This window comes from Flaviramulus multivorans (assembly GCF_021728415.1).
Classification (GTDB): Bacteria; Bacteroidota; Bacteroidia; order Flavobacteriales; family Flavobacteriaceae; genus Sabulilitoribacter; species Sabulilitoribacter multivorans.
Map to the genome: position 1 here is coordinate 115,076 of NZ_JAKKDV010000004.1, position 15,608 is coordinate 130,683.

The 15,608-nt window shown below is 32.2% G+C and carries 20 protein-coding genes; 10 read left to right on the forward strand and 10 right to left on the reverse strand.

Annotated features, from left to right (window positions below; genetic code table 11):
* Positions 1-2 precede the first annotated feature (2 nt).
* From L3X39_RS10410 to L3X39_RS10435, 6 genes are all read left to right on the forward strand, one after another.
* Positions 3-914 carry a ParB/RepB/Spo0J family partition protein gene (locus L3X39_RS10410; protein ID WP_237231725.1) on the forward strand — a complete coding sequence of 304 codons (912 nt, stop codon included), beginning with the start codon at positions 3-5 and terminating at the stop codon, positions 912-914.
* Complete coding sequence (locus L3X39_RS10415) at positions 904-1,518, forward strand: DUF5683 domain-containing protein (protein WP_379840342.1); 615 nt, start codon at positions 904-906, stop codon at positions 1,516-1,518. Before L3X39_RS10410 ends, L3X39_RS10415 begins: the two co-directional genes overlap by 11 nt.
* 37 nt (positions 1,519-1,555) lie before the next feature.
* Complete coding sequence (dapB, locus tag L3X39_RS10420) at positions 1,556-2,260, forward strand: 4-hydroxy-tetrahydrodipicolinate reductase (RefSeq protein WP_237231727.1); 705 nt, start codon at positions 1,556-1,558, stop codon at positions 2,258-2,260.
* A 91-nt stretch (positions 2,261-2,351) separates the two neighbouring features.
* Positions 2,352-4,082: a signal peptidase I gene (gene lepB, locus L3X39_RS10425; RefSeq protein ID WP_237231728.1), complete on the forward strand. Its 1,731-nt coding sequence runs from the start codon at positions 2,352-2,354 to the stop codon at positions 4,080-4,082.
* Between the two features lie 57 nt (positions 4,083-4,139).
* A complete protein-coding gene (locus L3X39_RS10430) occupies positions 4,140-4,763 on the forward strand; it encodes a WbqC family protein (RefSeq protein WP_237231729.1) in 624 nt (207 codons plus the stop codon).
* The gene (locus tag L3X39_RS10435; protein WP_237231730.1) at positions 4,763-5,071 is read left to right on the forward strand and encodes a DUF6122 family protein; all 309 of its coding nucleotides are present in this window, start codon (positions 4,763-4,765) and stop codon (positions 5,069-5,071) included. The genes L3X39_RS10430 and L3X39_RS10435 overlap by 1 nt, the downstream gene beginning before the upstream one ends.
* Positions 5,072-5,073: 2 nt before the next feature.
* On the opposite strand, the gene L3X39_RS10440 is transcribed toward L3X39_RS10435, so the two are convergent.
* The 9 genes from L3X39_RS10440 to L3X39_RS10480 form a co-directional block, all read right to left on the reverse strand.
* The gene (locus L3X39_RS10440) at positions 5,074-6,099 is read right to left on the reverse strand and encodes an endonuclease/exonuclease/phosphatase family protein (RefSeq protein WP_237231731.1); all 1,026 of its coding nucleotides are present in this window, start codon (positions 6,097-6,099) and stop codon (positions 5,074-5,076) included.
* 40 nt (positions 6,100-6,139) lie between these two features.
* Positions 6,140-6,493, reverse strand: coding sequence for a four helix bundle protein (locus L3X39_RS10445; RefSeq protein ID WP_237231924.1), 354 nt, complete (start codon positions 6,491-6,493; stop codon positions 6,140-6,142).
* Between the two features lie 48 nt (positions 6,494-6,541).
* Positions 6,542-7,411, reverse strand: a complete 870-nt coding sequence (locus tag L3X39_RS10450) for a rhomboid family protein (protein WP_237231732.1) — start codon at positions 7,409-7,411, stop codon at positions 6,542-6,544.
* A complete protein-coding gene (locus L3X39_RS10455; protein WP_237231733.1) occupies positions 7,412-8,170 on the reverse strand; it encodes a rhomboid family intramembrane serine protease in 759 nt (252 codons plus the stop codon).
* A gap of 3 nt (positions 8,171-8,173) precedes the next feature.
* Positions 8,174-10,024, reverse strand: coding sequence for a DNA mismatch repair endonuclease MutL (gene mutL, locus L3X39_RS10460; protein ID WP_237231734.1), 1,851 nt, complete (start codon positions 10,022-10,024; stop codon positions 8,174-8,176).
* A gap of 3 nt (positions 10,025-10,027) precedes the next feature.
* A complete protein-coding gene (locus tag L3X39_RS10465) occupies positions 10,028-10,315 on the reverse strand; it encodes a riboflavin synthase subunit beta (protein ID WP_237231735.1) in 288 nt (95 codons plus the stop codon).
* 16 nt (positions 10,316-10,331) lie between these two features.
* Positions 10,332-10,565 carry a hypothetical protein gene (locus L3X39_RS10470; protein WP_237231736.1) on the reverse strand — a complete coding sequence of 78 codons (234 nt, stop codon included), beginning with the start codon at positions 10,563-10,565 and terminating at the stop codon, positions 10,332-10,334.
* Positions 10,566-10,713: 148 nt separating this feature from the next.
* Positions 10,714-11,199, reverse strand: coding sequence for a 6,7-dimethyl-8-ribityllumazine synthase (gene ribH / locus L3X39_RS10475; RefSeq protein WP_237231737.1), 486 nt, complete (start codon positions 11,197-11,199; stop codon positions 10,714-10,716).
* Position 11,200: 1 nt separating this feature from the next.
* Positions 11,201-11,968, reverse strand: a complete 768-nt coding sequence (locus tag L3X39_RS10480) for a tetratricopeptide repeat protein (protein ID WP_237231738.1) — start codon at positions 11,966-11,968, stop codon at positions 11,201-11,203.
* A gap of 136 nt (positions 11,969-12,104) precedes the next feature.
* On the opposite strand from L3X39_RS10480, the gene recF reads away from it, so the two are divergent.
* The 4 genes from recF to L3X39_RS10500 all read left to right on the forward strand — a co-directional run bounded on the left by recF (position 12,105) and on the right by L3X39_RS10500 (position 14,131).
* Positions 12,105-13,184 carry a DNA replication/repair protein RecF gene (gene recF / locus L3X39_RS10485; RefSeq protein WP_237231739.1) on the forward strand — a complete coding sequence of 360 codons (1,080 nt, stop codon included), beginning with the start codon at positions 12,105-12,107 and terminating at the stop codon, positions 13,182-13,184.
* Between the two features lie 3 nt (positions 13,185-13,187).
* On the forward strand, positions 13,188-13,484 hold the full coding sequence (locus L3X39_RS10490) for a DciA family protein (protein WP_237231740.1): 297 nt from the start codon (positions 13,188-13,190) through the stop codon (positions 13,482-13,484).
* Between the two features lie 97 nt (positions 13,485-13,581).
* Positions 13,582-13,773 (forward strand): cold-shock protein, encoded by a 192-nt coding sequence (locus tag L3X39_RS10495; protein WP_034044451.1) that lies wholly within the window; start codon positions 13,582-13,584, stop codon positions 13,771-13,773.
* Between the two features lie 166 nt (positions 13,774-13,939).
* Positions 13,940-14,131 carry a cold-shock protein gene (locus L3X39_RS10500; RefSeq protein WP_237231741.1) on the forward strand — a complete coding sequence of 64 codons (192 nt, stop codon included), beginning with the start codon at positions 13,940-13,942 and terminating at the stop codon, positions 14,129-14,131.
* Positions 14,132-14,196: 65 nt separating this feature from the next.
* On the opposite strand, the gene L3X39_RS10505 is transcribed toward L3X39_RS10500, so the two are convergent.
* On the reverse strand, positions 14,197-15,507 hold the full coding sequence (locus L3X39_RS10505) for a DUF418 domain-containing protein (protein WP_237231742.1): 1,311 nt from the start codon (positions 15,505-15,507) through the stop codon (positions 14,197-14,199).
* Positions 15,508-15,608: the final 101 nt, after the last annotated feature.

Here is a 15,608-nt window from a genome sequence, read left to right on the forward strand (position 1 = left end):
TTATGGCTAAGGCAACTAAAAAACAGGCTTTAGGTAGAGGTTTATCAGCATTATTAAACGACCCTAGTAACGACATTCAATCGGTACAAGATAAAAATGCGGATAAAGTTATTGGGAATATTGTTGAGTTAGATATAGATTTTATTGAGGTTAATCCGTTTCAACCTCGTACTAATTTCAGCGAAGAATCGTTACGTGAATTGGCTTCTTCTATAAAAGAATTAGGCATTATTCAACCTATTACGGTTAGAAAATTAGGGGTAAACAAATTCCAATTAGTTTCTGGTGAGCGTCGTTTTAGAGCTTCTAAATTATTAAATTTAGAAACCATTCCTGCATATGTTAGAATTGCTAACGATCAGGAATCGCTTGAAATGGCATTGGTTGAAAATATCCAACGTCAAGATTTAGACCCTATTGAGATTGCTTTATCGTACCAACGTTTAATTGACGAAATCAATTTAACCCAAGAGCAAATGAGTGAGCGCGTTGGTAAAAAGCGTTCTACCATTGCTAACTATTTACGTTTATTAAAGTTAGACCCTATCATTCAAACCGGGATGCGCGATGGGTTTATTTCTATGGGACATGGGCGTGCTTTAATCACCATTGAAGATCAAACTATTCAGTTAGATATCTACGAGAAAATACTATCAAAAAAACTTTCGGTTAGAGAAACTGAAAACCTAGTACGAGATTACAATGCTCCTGATAATAACCTTTCGACTTCTAAAAAAGATGACGATGAGGCTATTCCTAAATACATTAAAAAAGGAATTAACGCTTTTTCAGAATACTTTGGCCATAAAATAGACGTTAAAGTCTCTAAAAACGGAAAAGGGAAAATTACCATTCCGTTTCATTCGGAAGAAGATTTTAATCGTATTAAAAAATTAGTGGAAGGTGCTAAATAAATTTCTAATACCAAGCATATGCTCCCTTTTGTCTTGTTTTTCTTTGATAGCTCAAGAAAACGATTCAAAAAAAAAACAGCTGCCTGAAGAAGTTGTAGTTGATTCCATTATAGAAATTAGAGAACCTATCAATCCCCTTACTCCTGCAAAAGCTGCTTTTTATTCGGCCATTTTACCAGGGTTAGGACAAGCCTACAACAAAAAATATTGGAAAATCCCTATTGTATACGGAGCTATTGGCACAGGTGTATATTTTTATATTTCAAATAATAAAGAGTACAACCGTTTTAGAGACGCTTATAAAAGTAGGTTAGCTGGTTTTACCAACGATGAGTTTTATTTTGATGCCGAAGGCAATCAATTAACAAACCCACGGGTAACCACAGAAGGATTAGAGCGCGCACAAAAATTTTACAGAAGAAATAAAGAAATATCTCTTTTAGTAACCATCGGGCTCTATGCTTTAAACATTATTGACGCTAATGTTGATGCTCATTTACTTCAATATAATGTAGATGAAAATTTATCATTAGCACCACATTATAAAATAAATGAATTTGATGCATCGGGCAACGTAGGACTCACTTTAAATTTCAAATTTTAGCCTTTAAAGGCTGCTAGCAAATAATAAAACCAAAAAAATGAAAATTGCTTTACTCGGATACGGAAAAATGGGAAAAACTATTGAGCAAATAGCCCGTAAACGCGGTCATGACATTGTTTTAAAAATTGATAAAGACGATACCGATTACGACATTACTAAAGCTGACGTTGCGATAGATTTTAGTATTCCTTCAGTAGCGTTCAACAATATCTCAAATTGCATAAATAACAGAGTTCCGGTTATTTCCGGTACCACTGGCTGGTTAGAAAATTACGATAACGCCGTTGCGCTTTGTAAAGAAAAAAAAGGTGCTTTTATTTATGCTTCAAATTATAGTTTGGGCGTTAATATCTTTTTTGAGCTGAATAAAACACTTGCTAAAATGATGAGTGCTTTAAAGCAATACAATGTTTCTATGGAAGAAATTCATCATACTCAAAAACTAGATGCTCCGAGTGGAACTGCTATTTCTTTGGCCAACGATATTATTTCAGAACATGACGGTTATAACAATTGGAAACTAGATGAAAACGGATCATCTACTATTCCAATAACAGCAAAACGTATAGAAGATGTTCCTGGAACGCACACTGTAAATTATGAAAGTGAAGTGGATACTATTACCATAGAACATGTAGCACATAATAGACAAGGATTTGCTTTAGGTGCTGTAGTTGCTGCAGAATGGATAGTTGGAAAAACAGGTGTATTTACCATGAAAGATGTGTTAAATATTGGTTAATGCCTTATAATTGTGTAACGTTTCGAATGCTTGTTACTACTAACAAAAAATTAATAAATTGTCATTAGACAATTATCAATAAAATAAGATTATGACTTGGACACAGTGGTTTATATTCCTTTTAATAATTCAAGCAATCCATGGTTTAGGAACTTGGAAATTATACATTAAAGCGGGTAGACAAGCTTGGGAAGCATTTATTCCTGTTTACAATGGTGTCGTTTTAATGAAAATAATAAATCGCCCTTGGTGGTGGATTATTATTATGTTTTTACCCATAGTAAACCTTATTATGTTAATAGTTGTTTGGGTAGAAACCGCTAGAAGTTTCGGTAAAAACACCTATTTAGATACTTTTTTAGCAGTTGTTACTCTAGGGTTTTATAATTTCTACTTGAATTATGTTGCCGATGTTACTTATGTAAAAGATAGAGACGTAAATCCAAAATCAAGCTCTGGCGAATGGACTAGTTCTATACTTTTCGCTATTGTAGCGGCTACCATTGTTCATACGTATTTTATTCAGCCTTTTACCATACCATCATCATCATTAGAAAAGTCATTATTAGTTGGAGATTTCTTATTTGTAAGCAAGTTTCATTATGGTGCTAGAGTTCCTATGACTACTGTAGCTGCTCCAATGGTACACGATACCATTCCTGTTTTAAACAAAAAATCATACTTGTTTGACGACCATAAAGACAGTAAATCATGGAAAAACAAATTACAATTACCCTATTTAAGACTTCCAGGGTTTGAAAAAATTGAACGTAACGATATTGTGGTTTTTAACCAACCAGCAGATACGTTGCTAGACATGAACAATTTTACTCCAGATAGGAATTATTATAAACCAATTGATAAAAAAACAAACCTAGTAAAGCGTTGTGTTGGGGTACCAGGAGATTCTCTGGAAATTAGAGATGGCTATGTTTATATAAATGGTAAGAAAAATGAATTACCAGATAGAGCACAATTGCAGCATTATTATACATTGCAATCCAAAATCGAAATTAATAAAGCATTCGTTGATAAATATGAAATTGAAAATTATTGGCGATTTTATAAAATAGAAACCAATTTATGGGATAACGATAGAATTCAAAAATATCTAAATGAAAAAGATGAAAATGGAAACTTAAGGTCGTATTTAAAAGAGAGTTCAAGAGATTCTTTGACTACAGAAGTAGTTGGTTTCATTCAATATAAAGATATGCAAAAACTAAGAATGCAGCCCATATCTGGTAAATTCAACATTAACTTAACGGCTAAAAACGCAGAAATAATCAAAAATTTACCAAACACTATATCTTTAAATCAATTTTCATACAAATTAAAAGACCCTACAACATTTCCACATGACCCCGCATATAATTGGAATTTTGATAACTTCGGACCAATATTTATTCCAGGAGAAGGTTTAACAATTAATCTTAACCTAGATAATTTACCAATATATAAGCGTTTAATTACAGAATATGAAGGTAATACGTTGCAAGTAAAAGGCAACCAAATTTTAATCAATGACCAAGTTGCTAATACCTATACTTGTAAGCAAGATTATTATTGGATGATGGGTGACAATAGAAATAATTCTATTGATGCAAGAGGTTGGGGGTTTACCCCTTTTAACCATGTTTTGGGTAAACCTGTATTTATCTGGATGAGTTGGGATGGTTTTCCAAATGCCAGATGGGAGCGTTTCTTCACAACTGTTGGTGGTTCTGGAAAAGCAACTTCATACTTTATTCCTTTTTTAATAGCACTTTTTGGATGGGTTGGTTTTAGTAAATGGAGAAAACGCAAAAAAAGTAATAGTTAGATGTGAAGTGGTTAAGTTGATTAATTAATTGCAACTTAGCAACAACCAACTTAACAAATGAACATATTAATTCATCCAACATATTTCTCAAACATTGCGCATTTTGTTGCCATGGTGCATGCTGGTGAAGTTTGTTTTGAAATGGATGATAGTTTTTTAAAACAAACCTACCGAAATCGCACTTATATTTATGGCGCCAATGGGAAACTAGCTCTAAACATACCTGTGATTCATTCTCAAAAAAATCGTCAAAAATATCGAGATGTTAAAATTTACAATGAAGAAAAGTGGCAAGATATTCATTGGAAATCTATCCTTTCAGCCTATAGAACCTCGCCTTTTTTTGAATATTACGAAGACGAGTTAAAGCCCTTATTTTCAAATCAAGAGGATTATATCTTAGATTTTAATATGAAGTGTTTTGAAGTTGTTTGTGAATGCCTACAATTGGATTTAAATATTTCAAAAAGTAAAATCTATCAAAAAGAAGTTGAGAACAAAACAGACTATAGATTTTTAGTAAACGCTAAAAAAGAAACGCCTCAAACATTCGATACCTACACACAAGTTTTTAGCGATAAGCATGGATTTATTCCAAACCTTAGTATTTTAGATTTGCTTTTTAATGAAGGTCCGAATGCTTTAAACTATTTAGAATCTCAAACCCTAAAAACGGTTTAATGCTACAAACTTTTGCACATTACGGTTGCCATGTTTTTATTCCATTAATTGTTGCGTTAATCTGGTATAAATCGAACTGGAAAATGGCTTTTTTAATCATGTTTGCTGGTATGCTAATTGATTTAGACCACCTTTTGGCAACTCCAATTTTCGACCCCAATAGGTGTAGTATTGGTTTTCATCCGCTGCACTCCTCTTTTGCTATTCTCTTTTATCTTTTTCTACTTGTACCTAAAAAATCAAGATTAGTAGCATTAGGTTTAGTAATTCATATTTTCTCAGATTTAGTAGACTGCGCCCTTATGTAAAACTAGTCTGCTAAACTCAAGGTAGTCATGATAGGATAATGGTCAGAATAGTGCTTATTGTAGGTTTTAAACCCATTCACTGAAAAGGCATCATCAGCAAAAATAAAATCTATCCGCAGCGGAAAATATTTAAAATCATGGGTGCGTCCAAATCCATTACCTGCTTCCTTAAACGTGTCATTTAAATCACCTTTTATCTTTCTGTACACATACGAAAATGCCGTATTATTAAAATCGCCACAAATCACCATTTTATAGTGGCATTGCTTTTTATGCATTAAAAATAATTCGGTTTGAAATTGTTGCATTTTAAAAGTAGTCCCTATTCTTTTAAAAAGGCGTTCGGAATTCTCGTTTTTTAAACTTTCTACTTTGGTATTAATACGTAACGACTCTAAATGTATATTATAAATTCGCATGGTATCTTTTCCCTTCACAATATCCGCATAAATAGCGTTATTAGGAGTGTCTGGAAATTCTACCGAACCAGAGTTTATTATAGGGTATTTTGAAAAAATAGCCTGACCGTACTTCGTTTTTTTTCCCGAAAGGTGTTCGTACTTATACTTAAAAAAAGAGAGGTTAATATTTTGATGTGGGTGGTATTCCTGAACACTTAAAACATCGGGCGATTCGGTTTTTATAAAATCTACAATTTTGGTTTCTATACCTTTTTCCGGCAACCATTCATAAAGATTAAAAAGTCTGACATTATAATTCATAATTTTTATATTCTCAGGGCTTTCAATCTTTTTTGATGATGAAAATTTATACAATGATCCGAAAGTAAAATAGCCTATTAACAATACGGTTAATGACAAAATCATTTGTTTCTTTAACTTTATTAACCAATACACAAAAAACAAGGCATTAACAAAAACCAAAAAGGAAACACCTAAATTTAATACGGATAAAACAGAAAATGTTTTGGGTGGTAAATATGGTAGCACCAATGATAAAACCAACAATGTAGCAACTACTACATTTACAGCATAAATAATTTTGTTTATGAAGCTTAATTTTTCCATTACTTAGATAGATGCTAGTTGACCGATGTCCGAAATTTTATTATAAGTTTTTCCTAAATGCAATCATCATATTCATTAAATGAAAAGAGTCATCATAGTGTTTCTGAAATTCAAGATTACTAATATATTTTCTTCTATGAGCTTTATGTAAACATGTAACGACTTCAGCTAAAGATCGAATTGAATAACCAATAAATTTATTCTGCTCAAGATTTGACTGACCAATTGACCCTTCAGAAATATTTAAAGCAACAGAATCTACGGCTCTTAATAACTGTGATGATAGATTATATATTTCTTGATTTGGAAAATCTTTAATTAATAAATTTAATTCTTCACCTAAATCCATAGCCTTTTGCCAAATTACTAGTCTTTCAAATTTAAATCTATCCATTATCACAAATTATTTTAAGGCTTCAGTCATCTGTCTTCTGTCAACAAATTATTTTCCGGCTCTAAATAAAAACTCCTTTTCCTCATTTGTTAAGCTGTCATAACCACTTTTACTGATTTTATCTAAAATAACATCAATCTTTTTTTGGTTATTAAACTCTTTAAAATCGGCTTTATTATAACCTCCAACTTTGCTTTTATTTTTGTGAACTGTTTTTAAAGGTCCTTTTTTAGAAGGCTTAAACAAGTTAGCAACACCATCCATTAATCTTTCAAAACCTTTACCAATATCTTGTCCTTTTAGCAACTGCTTTGCATAAATATAACCTAATAAAACGCCTCCTAAATGTGCAATATAACCTCCAGCATTTCCTTCGATAGGGTCATTTATTCCTGACATGACTCCAATAATATCCAAGACTACAATAACAGCTCCTAAATACCAAAATTTTAAATTAATTGTAAAAAATCGTATCTCTTGATTTGGCATATATGCGCATAAAAATATTAATAAGGCCCTTACTGCTGCCGAGGCTCCTAATAACTTTGAATGTCCGCCTAAAAGGCTTGGAAACATATTGTAGCATATCATAAATAATAACCCACCAGTAATAGCTCCCAAAAAGTAAATATTTAATGCCATTTTAGGCCCGAATAGGTTTAAAAACATACGTCCTAAAAAATACAGCCATAGCATATTAAAAAGTATATGTAAAAAATCGTAATGCAGAAAAGCATAGGTAATAATTGTCCAAGGTTTTGTAATAAAATCAGAAAAATCACTTGGTAATTTTAACCAATCCAAATCAAACTTAAAAATCAACCCTAAAATAAAAATAACACCATTTATAGCTATTATTTTTTCGAGAGCATTAAGGTTTGATAGCTTTTGTTTTATGTCTTGAGAGAACGATTTCATTTAATACCAACGGTTTTTATTAAACTGTGTTTTTTTCCAATACCACATAATTATAAAGCCTGTTAACGCGCCACCAACGTGTGCCATATAAGCTGTATTACTTGGACTAAAGAAAGATTGCCCAGTTAAGCCTGAAATTAAATCGAGAATAATAATACCTGGTATAAAATACTTTGCCTTTATGGGGATAGGTAAAAATATCAACATCAATTCAGCATTAGGGTTCATCATTCCAAAAGCAACCAGAATACCCATAAGACAACCAGATGCACCTACCATTGACGCATTAAAAGTTCCAACAAAATCTTGAAGTTGTTGTGCGTTTAAAACAGATTCCCAGTTTTTGTCATATCGATTATAACCGGACTTTAAAACATCTAAAAGGTCATTAGCATTATAACCCACACCTTCTAATATTGATAACCCGTTATTAAACTGAAAAGTATAATATAAAACTTGCAATGCAACCGCACCTAAACCTGCCGAAAAATAAATGAATAAAAACCGTTTGCTTCCTAACGTTTGTTCAACAGCTGTACCAAACATCCAAAGTGCAAACATGTTAAAGAAAATGTGCATAATGTCTCCGTGCATAAACATATGCGTAACTATTTGCCAAGGTTGAAATGCTTCATTTTTTGGAAAATGCATGGCGAACCAGTCATAAAATAAAACCCCTTCGCCAATAGTTTGTGCTGCAATAAACATAATAACGTTTATTATCAATAAATGCTTAACGGTTTCTGAAATTCGCATCATTTTTTAAATAAATTTTTTATCTAATTCATCAACACTCATCGTAATAAATGTTGTTCTATTTGTTGGCGATACATTGGGTTCCTTACAAGCAAATAGTTTGTTTACTAAGTGCTCTTGTTCATCTTTCTGTAAAGATTGTCCCGTTTTTATAGCTAAACTTTTCGCCATTGATTTTGCCAACAAATCGGTAGCACTAAAGTTACTATCGGGTACTTCATTTTCAACATCGCTAATCAATTGCTCTAAAATGATAGATACCTCGCTTTCAGGAACACCTACAGGAACACCTGTAATATCTATAAACTCTTCTTTAACGTTTGAAAATACAAAACCTGTATGTTCCAAATCATCTTTTAATTGATTTATGATGTCTATATCTTGTTTTGAAAAATGAAGTTGCAATGGAAACAATAATTGTTGGCTTGTAGCTTCCTTAATAGTCATGTTTTTTAGAAAATCCTCATAGAGTATACGTTGGTGTGCCCTATGCTGATCGATGACTAACATGCCCGATTTAATTGTGCTTACTATATACTTGTTGTGTATTTGATAGGTTGTATTTACTTGCTGTACTTCGTTTTCATTCTCGAACATCGAAGCTGTTTGTTCTTCACTTTCAAAATGAACCTCACTAAAATCGTGTTGCGATTCGTTTCCTTTGGATTCTAACCCAACATATAAACTATCCCAGTTTGAAGGTGTTGGTTTAAAAACAGTGGTTTGTTTACCCGAAAATTTTGAGTCACTTTTAAACGGATTAAAACTTCTATCTACTTCTATCTTTGGAACCTGTGTATCAGTATTTTTATAACTATAGGGTGTGTCTAAATTGGGGTCGCGATCGAAATCTAAAACCGGTGCAATATTAAATTGTCCTAAGCTATGCTTAACTGCCGAACGCAACAAAGCATAAAGTGTATGCTCATCGTCAAACTTTATTTCTGTTTTTGTTGGATGAATATTTATATCTATAGTTTGTGGGTTTACCTCTAAATTTAAAAAGTAACTGGGGTGTGTTCCATTTTTTAACAAACCATCGAAAGCTGATGATACCGCATGATTTAAATAGGCACTTTTTATGAATCGGTTATTCACGAAAAAATACTGTTCGCCTCTAGTTTTTTTTGCAAACTCGGGCTTACCTACAAACCCAGAAATTTTTAAAACCTCAGTGTTTTCATCAACAGGAACTAGTTTTTCATTGGTTTTATTACCAAAGATGTTTACAATACGTTGCCTAAAATTGCTAACAGGTAAATTGAATGTTTCACTCCCATTATTATATAATGCAAAACTAATATTCGGATGCGCTAAAGCTACACGATGAAATTCATCAATAACATGACGAAGTTCCACAGCATCCGACTTTAAAAAATTTCGTCGTGCGGGAATATTAAAAAATAGGTTTTTTACAGATACCGAAGTCCCTTTTGGCGTTACAACCACTTGCTGAGCGACCACTTTACTTCCTTCAATTTCTATAACATTACCAACATCATCATGTTCTTGCTTGGTTTTTAACTCTACATGAGCAATCGCAGCAATACTTGCTAAGGCTTCACCTCTAAACCCTTTTGTATGAAGTTGAAATAAATCCTCTGCAGTTCGTATTTTTGAGGTTGCATGACGCTCGAAACTCAATCGCGCATCCGTAGTACTCATCCCCTTTCCATTGTCAATCACTTGAACAAGGGTTTTACCAGCGTCTTTTATAATAAGTTTTATAGAATCTCCTTCAGCATCAATGGCATTTTCAAGAAGTTCTTTTACCACAGAAGCTGGACGTTGTACAACTTCTCCAGCGGCTATTTGATTTGCTACGTGATCGGGTAAAAGTTGTATAATGTCTGCCATAAATTATTTAGAAAAGAATATAGATAAATCGAAATCGATAATAAATAAAAATACCAGAACAAGAACAGCAGCAATAATTAAAATGCGTCTATTTGCTTCTTTATCTGGGTTATTCTTAAAATCATCTAAAGCATTATTAAATTTTGTTTTTAACCCTTTATTAGGACCTACTGTTTTTCTAAATTCGTCAAACTTATGTTTGATTTCGTAAGGATTTCCTTCACCTTTATCGTCATAATAACGTGGTGTATAATTAAATTTTTTGTTTTTACGCAGTTTTAAAAGCCCCATGATTTCTAATTTTTTGTTACATGTATTTTTTTTCTAATAAATACATACAAATCAATAATAATACCAAAGCCAATATTAAGGTTCTCATTGGCAAAACGCCACGTGCTTTTGGCTTATTACCTCTACTTGCTTTCCATTTAGAAATAAAATCCGTGGTATTATCTTCTTTATCTCCACTAGAATCTGTTTGATTTTCTTTAGAAAACCGAGGTTGATAATTAAAAGTTCTATGCTTGCGTTGTTTAAACAAAATCTAGTAGTGCTATCCCTCAAAAATACTTAAAAATAGACAGAAACTAAGGATTGAAATGCTAAAAAATTCCAAAAAAATAAATTCCAAATTCCAAAAGTGAAATACATCCCACTGCTAGAATTTGGAATTTTAAAATGGTTATTTATTAACTGTTTTTGCGTATTTCAGCCATTTTTATAGCGGCAATGGCAGCTTCAGTTCCTTTATTTCCGTGTTTTCCACCAGAGCGGTCAATAGCTTGTTGCAATGTATCGTCAGTTAAAACACAAAAAATCACAGGAGTTTCACGAATGACATTAAGATCTTTAATGCCTTGTGAAACCGCTTCACAAACAAAATCGAAATGCTTAGTTTCTCCTTTAATAACACTCCCGATAGCAATTACCGCATTTACCATTTGCTCTTGCATTTTCTTACTACCGTAAATCAATTCAAAACTACCAGGAACATTCCAACGAATAATATTGGCAGGTAATGCGCCGTGCTCAATTAAAGTATTGTACGCACCCTCATACAAAGCTTCTGTAATGGTATCGTTCCACTCAGAAACAACAATCCCAAACCGATATTTATTCGCGTTTGGGATTGTTGTTTTATCGTAGTCGGATAAATTTTTATTTGCCGTAGCCATATTACTTATTTGCTAGTACTTGGGCTTTTCCTATAAACACTTCCACCTTTGTAGCTTCAGTTGAATTAGAATAATCGTCTTTTATTCTTTTAAAATATTTCAACGCTTTATCAGCTTGTCCTAAATCCAAAGCTATAGCACCTGCTTTAAACAAGTACATAGGTGTAGTATATTCGTTATCTCGCATTTCAGCCGCTTCTTCATAATACCCTAAAGCGTCTTCTGGTTGATTCAACTGTACAAAAGCGTCACCAATATTTCCTTTTGCTAAAGGCGCTAAAATTTCATCATCACTTTTAAAATTACTTAAATACTCAACAGCATTCTTATAATCTTTCAAACGTAAATAAGCCGTACCAGCATAATAATTAGCTAAGTTAGCCGATGGTGTTCCACTGTATTCTTTAATAATATCTAGCATCCCAAATTTACCTTCACCACCTGTTAATGCTAAGTTGTATAATGAATCTTTTTCTGCACCGTTAACGGCATCATTAAAGTATTTTTGCGCTTGAAACATATCGTTCATAGCATTTATTTGCTTAGGTTTAGCAATAAATTCCTTATAACCCAAAGAACCTAAAACTACTAGTGCCACAAGCCCGATAATAATGAAAATATACTTTTGATTTCTCTCAACAAAAGCCTCGGTTTTTGAAGCTGTTTCATCAAGTGTGTTAAAAACTTCAGCAGTTGTAGAACCTTCTTCTATATTGTGTTGTTTCTCTTCTTTAGTTTTTGCTTTGTATTTTTTCTTGTATGTTGCCATTATATCCTTCTAATTATTGTGGCGCAAAAATATAATTTTTCTTCATAACTAAAAGGGTATTTATTTGATATTTTTCAATAATTTGCACTTCTTTTTAAGAGTTTAGCCTCTAAATGTGCTTTAAGTTACTTTTTATATGATTTTAAAATCGCTTTCTTTACTTAATTATAAAAATTTCGATAGTAAATCATTCATTTTCAATGAGAAGATAAATTGCATCGTTGGAAATAATGGTATTGGAAAAACCAATGTATTAGATGCCATCTATCATTTATCGTTTGGGAAAAGCTATTTTAATCCTGTAGCAACTCAAAATATTAAGCACAATGAGGATTTTTTTGTAATTAATGGTGATTACGAAAAAGATGAAAAGACCGAAAAAGTAGCAGTAAGTTTAAAGCGTGGTCAGAAAAAAGTAATAAAGCGCAACGGTAAGGTGTATGATAAATTTAGTGAACATATTGGTTTTTTGCCGTTAGTAATCATATCACCAGCCGATAGAGATTTAATTATTGAAGGTAGTGATACCCGACGAAAATTTATTGATAGTGTAATTTCGCAAAGCGATAAAAATTATTTAAGTCATTTAATTAATTACAACAAAATACTTGCGCAACGCAATGCACTACTTAAATATTTTGCCTTAAATCACACTTTTAACAAAGATACTTTAGAGGTTTATAATAAGCAGCTTACCGAATATGGAACCAAGGTTTTTAAAAAAAGAGATGCCTTTTTAAAAGAATTTATCCCTATTTTTAAAGAACGTTACGAAGCTATAAGTAATGGTAATGAAATAGTGGATTTGGTTTACGACAGCCATTTATTTGAAGGTGATTTAAACACGCTTTTACAACAGGCAATAAATAAAGATAAAGCATTACAGTATACTAGTGTTGGTATACATAAAGACGATTTGCATTTTAATATTGAAACACACCCAATTAAAAAATTTGGAAGTCAAGGACAGCAAAAGTCTTTTTTAATTGCGTTGAAATTGGCACAGTTTGATTTTATAAAAGCTCATAGCGGCGTAAACCCTATTTTGCTGTTGGATGATATTTTTGATAAATTGGATGAACATCGTGTAGCACAAATTATTAAATTGGTAGATGATGAAAATTTCGGGCAATTGTTTATAAGTGACACGCATGCTGAACGTACCGAAAGTGCTGTAAAACAAGTACATCAAAGTTATGAGGTTTTTAAATTATAAATAATGCCAAAACGCAACAACGAACATATCAGCATTAGTGATGCCTTAAAAGAATTTATTGAAACCAATAAATTGGAAAAAGGGCTAAACAAAGTTAATGTAGCTGATGCTTGGGCGAGCCTTATGGGAAATGGCGTAAATAACTATACAACATCGGTAAATCTAGAGCGCGAAACGCTATACGTACAATTAAGTTCGAGTGTTTTAAGAGAGGAATTAGGTTACGGAAAACAAAAAATTATTGATATGCTTAATGAGGCATTAGGCAAAGAAATTATTAAGAAACTGATTTTAAGATAATTATATTTCCTTTTTTATTGTAAATAATTGAACTAAAACCAACAACCTATTATTATTTACATTACATTTGCGCCTTAATTATTTTAATACAAATACAATGAGTAAAGGTACCGTAAAATTCTTCAACGATTCAAAAGGATTTGGATTTATCACTGAAGATGACAACAACAAAGAACATTTCGTGCACATTTCAGGACTTATCGATGAAATTCGTGAAGGTGATGCTGTAGAATTCGATCTACAAGAAGGTAGAAAAGGATTAAACGCCGTAAACGTAAAAGTAATCTAATACATATACTTTAACAATTACAAATTAAAAGTCTGTCAAATTATTTTGGCAGACTTTTTTTATTTACTATCTTTCACTTATATAACTTAATTGTTAAATAGGTATTAAAAATTATTTGGCACTAAAGTTGTGTAACACATAATAATTAATTTAATATTTTAAAACAATGAGTAAAGGAACAGTAAAATTCTTCAACGACTCTAAAGGATTCGGATTTATCACTGAAGAAGGTTCAGGTAAAGAACATTTTGTTCACATTTCTGGATTAATCGACGAAATTCGCGAAGGCGACCAAGTTGAATTTGATTTACAGGAAGGTAGAAAAGGATTAAACGCAGTAAATGTAAAAGTAATTTAATATATACTAGTTGACTTTTTAGAAAAACAAAACCCGCAACATAGTTGCGGGTTTTTACTTTAATATTATTTATTTCTGAAAGGTTGCTTTTGCATATAAGAAAGACTTCTCCATAACCATTCAGCTGGTCCATATTTAAAATACTTCAACCAAATGGGACTATAAATTAGTTGAAATACCCAAATAGCTAAAACTACATAATAAAGTTCATAGCGTTCTAGTTTACCAAACATACCAAATCCAAAACCTAAGAAAAAAGTAATACAAATTACTGTATGCATCAAATAATTTGTAAGTGCCATTTTACCTACCGCCGCCAAAGCATTTTGCAAAAACCTTAATATCCCAGATTTAATAAATAGCATAAACAAACCTACATGTCCCAAAATTGTAAAAAGTCTTCCCAGTTGGTACGTTTGACCAGCACGACTCATTTCAATTATATCAAAATCACTATTTATCGTTATAATGGTTTCGTAATAGTTAACGCATAATCCAATTACATAACCTATTGTCATTAAAAGCAAGTAAAATTTATTGCTGCGTTCACCTTGAAATATCCGCCATTTAAAAAAGGCAATTCCAATAAGCATAAAACTTAAAATATCCCAAACCCAGAACTCATATACTACGGCAGATTGCATATATTTATTCATACCGAATCTACTTTTAACAATACTCCAATAGCCTCCAAGGTTTTTCTCATTGGCCTCGGTTATTTCTTCTTTCGTTTTTTTACTCTTTTTCAATTCCTCCCACTTACCAAGGGCTTTTTCTTGTTCCTTAGTCAGCTCTTCTTCCTTATTATTTTCTTTCAGCTTTTCTACAACTAAACCTTCTGTTTTAGTGGTAACATCCTCATTATAGGTCATGACATCTTTTAAACTGCCAATTGATAATAATACTAAGCCTGCAATTAATAAGTATTTAGGTTTTGCATTTCTAAAAGGAAACAGCATTAACCCAAATATTGCATAAGGGTATAAAATATCTCCATACCATAACAATAAATAAGCATGCATGATTCCAAAAAGTAGCAACCACAGAATCCTACGGTAATATAAATCGGCAACTTTGATACCACCACCTTGGCTTTCAGCCCGTGTGGTTAATAATATAAATCCCGCACCAAACAACATGGTAAAAAGCCCTCTCATAGTGCCTTCAAAAAACATGTTATCCATTATCCAAACTTTTAAGTTCCATCCTGTTGAACCTCCTGAATTAGTTGGATCGCCATACGCATAAGCTAGCCCAAAGCCTGTAATGTTCATAAGGAGTATTCCTAAGAGGGCAATACCGCGAATAATATCAAGTGAATTAATTCGATGACTTCGTTCCACTGGACGAAGCTCAATGTCTGATTGGTTGGTCATTATCTTAAAAATTAGGTTGTTAGTTAATTTTAAAGATATGTTTTAAATCAATGCAATATCGATTTTACTAATAAAAAAAGCCCGCAACATAATTACGGGCT

Coding starts and splice junctions, on each gene's coding strand:
- L3X39_RS10410 (WP_237231725.1), top strand. CDS start 3: ATGGCTAAGGCAACTAAAAAACAGGCTTTAGGTAGAGGTTTATCAGCA.
- dapB (WP_237231727.1), top strand. CDS start 1,556: ATGAAAATTGCTTTACTCGGATACGGAAAAATGGGAAAAACTATTGAG.
- lepB (WP_237231728.1), top strand. CDS start 2,352: ATGACTTGGACACAGTGGTTTATATTCCTTTTAATAATTCAAGCAATC.
- L3X39_RS10430 (WP_237231729.1), top strand. CDS start 4,140: ATGAACATATTAATTCATCCAACATATTTCTCAAACATTGCGCATTTT.
- L3X39_RS10435 (WP_237231730.1), top strand. CDS start 4,763: ATGCTACAAACTTTTGCACATTACGGTTGCCATGTTTTTATTCCATTA.
- L3X39_RS10440 (WP_237231731.1), bottom strand. CDS start 6,099: ATGGAAAAATTAAGCTTCATAAACAAAATTATTTATGCTGTAAATGTA.
- L3X39_RS10445 (WP_237231924.1), bottom strand. CDS start 6,493: ATGGATAGATTTAAATTTGAAAGACTAGTAATTTGGCAAAAGGCTATG.
- L3X39_RS10450 (WP_237231732.1), bottom strand. CDS start 7,411: ATGAAATCGTTCTCTCAAGACATAAAACAAAAGCTATCAAACCTTAAT.
- L3X39_RS10455 (WP_237231733.1), bottom strand. CDS start 8,170: ATGATGCGAATTTCAGAAACCGTTAAGCATTTATTGATAATAAACGTT.
- mutL (WP_237231734.1), bottom strand. CDS start 10,024: ATGGCAGACATTATACAACTTTTACCCGATCACGTAGCAAATCAAATA.
- L3X39_RS10465 (WP_237231735.1), bottom strand. CDS start 10,315: ATGGGGCTTTTAAAACTGCGTAAAAACAAAAAATTTAATTATACACCA.
- ribH (WP_237231737.1), bottom strand. CDS start 11,199: ATGGCTACGGCAAATAAAAATTTATCCGACTACGATAAAACAACAATC.
- L3X39_RS10480 (WP_237231738.1), bottom strand. CDS start 11,968: ATGGCAACATACAAGAAAAAATACAAAGCAAAAACTAAAGAAGAGAAA.
- recF (WP_237231739.1), top strand. CDS start 12,105: ATGATTTTAAAATCGCTTTCTTTACTTAATTATAAAAATTTCGATAGT.
- L3X39_RS10490 (WP_237231740.1), top strand. CDS start 13,188: ATGCCAAAACGCAACAACGAACATATCAGCATTAGTGATGCCTTAAAA.
- L3X39_RS10495 (WP_034044451.1), top strand. CDS start 13,582: ATGAGTAAAGGTACCGTAAAATTCTTCAACGATTCAAAAGGATTTGGA.
- L3X39_RS10500 (WP_237231741.1), top strand. CDS start 13,940: ATGAGTAAAGGAACAGTAAAATTCTTCAACGACTCTAAAGGATTCGGA.
- L3X39_RS10505 (WP_237231742.1), bottom strand. CDS start 15,507: ATGACCAACCAATCAGACATTGAGCTTCGTCCAGTGGAACGAAGTCAT.